General features: G+C 52.1%; 2 protein-coding genes. Both read left to right on the plus strand.

Going from position 1 to position 2,443, the window contains the following annotated elements; genetic code table 11:
- The first annotated feature begins 17 nt into the window (after positions 1 to 17).
- Complete coding sequence (gene istA, locus ACESTD_RS18345) at positions 18 to 1,598, plus strand: IS21 family transposase (RefSeq protein WP_005829261.1); 1,581 nt, start codon at positions 18 to 20, stop codon at positions 1,596 to 1,598.
- Entirely contained in the window at positions 1,585 to 2,367 is a 783-nt protein-coding gene (gene istB, locus ACESTD_RS18350) for an IS21-like element helper ATPase IstB (RefSeq protein WP_195289170.1), read from the plus strand. Before istA ends, istB begins: the two co-directional genes overlap by 14 nt.
- Positions 2,368 to 2,443: the final 76 nt, after the last annotated feature.

Raw genomic sequence — 2,443 nt, forward strand, 5'->3', positions numbered from 1 at the left:
ATAAAATCATTTCTACTATGACAACAAAGATAGCAAACATCCTCCAATGTTACGCATTGGGGATGGGGATAAAGCAGATAAGCAGGAGCTTTGAGCTTTCCCGCAACACGGTGCGCAGATATGTGCGCCTGTTTCAAGAGTGTGGTATACCGATAAAGGAGTTGGCCGCCATGCCTTCCGCTCGCATCCAGGAAATGTTCTCTGAAGGTGTTGGCCGTAACAGGGAACCGTCACAACGCCAGCTTGAGCTTGAGGCACTCCTTCCTGAGTATGCTGCCCGGCTTAGCCGCCGAGGCGTAACAGTGAAAACCCTGTACGAAGAGTACCGCGAGACCCATCCTGACGGATACAGACATGCCAGTTTCGGCAACTATCTCATGCGTTACCGTATGGTGACACATGTCGTAGGCCATGTCGAGCATTATGCCGGAGACCAGATGTATATCGACTTCGCCGGTGACAAACTGGAAGTCGTTGACAGTGAAAGCGGTGAATGTCGCAGCGTTGAAGTGTTCGTGGCCATACTTCCGTGCAGCCACTATACCTATTGTGAGGCGGTCTGGTCCCAGTCAAGGCAGGACTTGATTAAGGCGTGTGAGAACGCGCTTCATTTTTACGGCGGGGTTCCGATGGCGATCGTACCAGACAACCTCAAATCGGCGGTAACCCGCAGCGACCGTAACGAGCCGGTAATCAACGAGGAGTTTGCGGCATTTGCCGAACACTACGGATGTACCGTATACCCCACACGGGTACGTCATCCAAAGGACAAGGCCTTGGTGGAGAATGCCGTGAAGCTACTTTACCGATCCGTCTACGCTGACATCGAGGGTCTTGTATTCCACTCGCTGGAGTCTCTGAATGCGGCCATATCCGAATCGCTCTCGGCCTTCAACGGACGCAGGATGAGCGGGCGTCCCCAGTCCAGACGGGAACAGTTCGAGCAGATTGAGTCCGACTGCCTCCGCCCGCTTCCCGCCATACGCCATCAGATGAAAGAGCGACGCTCCGCAACAGTAATGCGTAACGGCTATGTCACCTTCAGGCTTCACCATTACAGCGTACCGAAAGAGTATATAGGCAAACGTGTCGAGATTGTCTATGATGCGGACACGCTGGAAATATATCATGGCCTGCGTCTGGTGACCACACACCAGCGCGATGACACGCCATACTCCTATACGACCAAGGATGCCCACGGACTGCCCGGACGTCATGGAAGTTATGAAAAGGATCTGGAACAGATTTACGAACGAGCCGGCCAGACAGATAACGTCCTGCTGCTGTATCTGCGCAAGGTGGCGGAACTCAAGAAGTATCCTCCCGCGGCGTTCCGTTCATGCAGAGGCATCATGGCGTTGGAGAAGACCTTCGGGCTGGAACGGTTGGTGGCGGCAAGCGCATGCGCCACGCAACTGCGCCTATACGGATATCAGGAGATAAGGCGGATCCTTGAACGCGGGGATGATGCAGACTTCCTGTCAAAAGACGACATTGACGATGAGGTCCCCGTAACATCTATCCACAAAAACATCCGCGGAGCAGCCTACTTCGCACAATTAAAACATTTAAATAGAGACAACAATGGAAACAAATAATCTTACCGCACCGATAGCTGTCGAAAAAGACCGCAACACGTTGACAATCGAACTGATGAACCGTATGAAGCTGCACGGCATGGCCGCCGCCTTCACTGAAAGCCTAACCTCCACTATGGCAGAAACAATGACAATCGAATCTTTCCTGCACATGTTACTTGCCAGGGAATGGGACTACCGTGCCAATGCAGCCATCCAACGCCTTATACGCGGGGCGGCGTTCCGCTACAAGGCCTGCCTCGAGCAGATAGACTATGCAATCCCGCGTGGCCTTGACCGCAATCAGATGGAGCGGCTTGCATCGCTGGAGTTCATCCGCAAGGGACAGAACCTCTTCATCACAGGGTCATCCGGTACCGGGAAGAGCTTCCTTGCCACAGCAATGGGGTATGAAGCCTGCAAGAAGGGCATACGGACATATTATGCGAATGCTCCGAAACTTATGGGTACGCTTAAGGTGGCAAAAGTAAAAGGCACACTGGAATCGGAACTCAAGAGAATCGAACGGAGCACGCTGCTCATATTGGATGACCTCTTCCTTGTGAACCTTGATGCCAAGGAACGACCCATCCTGCTCGATATAATAGAGGACCGACATGGGCGCAAGTCCATCATCATCACCTCGCAACTGCCAACGGACAATTGGTATGATGCAATCGGAGACCCTACAGTAGCAGATGCCATTATGGATCGTATTATACATACGGCGCACCGGATTGAGCTGACAGGAGAAAGTGTCCGTAAAATGGCTGCATACAGAGGGAAATAAACTAAAATAATAATAACCCCATCGGTCAAGACTTTTTAAGGGGGCATTGTTGAATGTTTTAAGGGGGCAGAATCGC

The organism is Bacteroides sp. AR20, assembly GCF_964250605.1.
GTDB lineage: Bacteria > Bacteroidota > Bacteroidia > Bacteroidales > Bacteroidaceae > Bacteroides > Bacteroides uniformis.

What these genes read in the sequence shown, in the direction of transcription:
- istB (WP_195289170.1), top strand. Translation starts at nt 1,585, where the DNA reads ATGGAAACAAATAATCTTACCGCACCGATAGCTGTCGAAAAAGACCGC.
- istA (WP_005829261.1), top strand. Translation starts at nt 18, where the DNA reads ATGACAACAAAGATAGCAAACATCCTCCAATGTTACGCATTGGGGATG.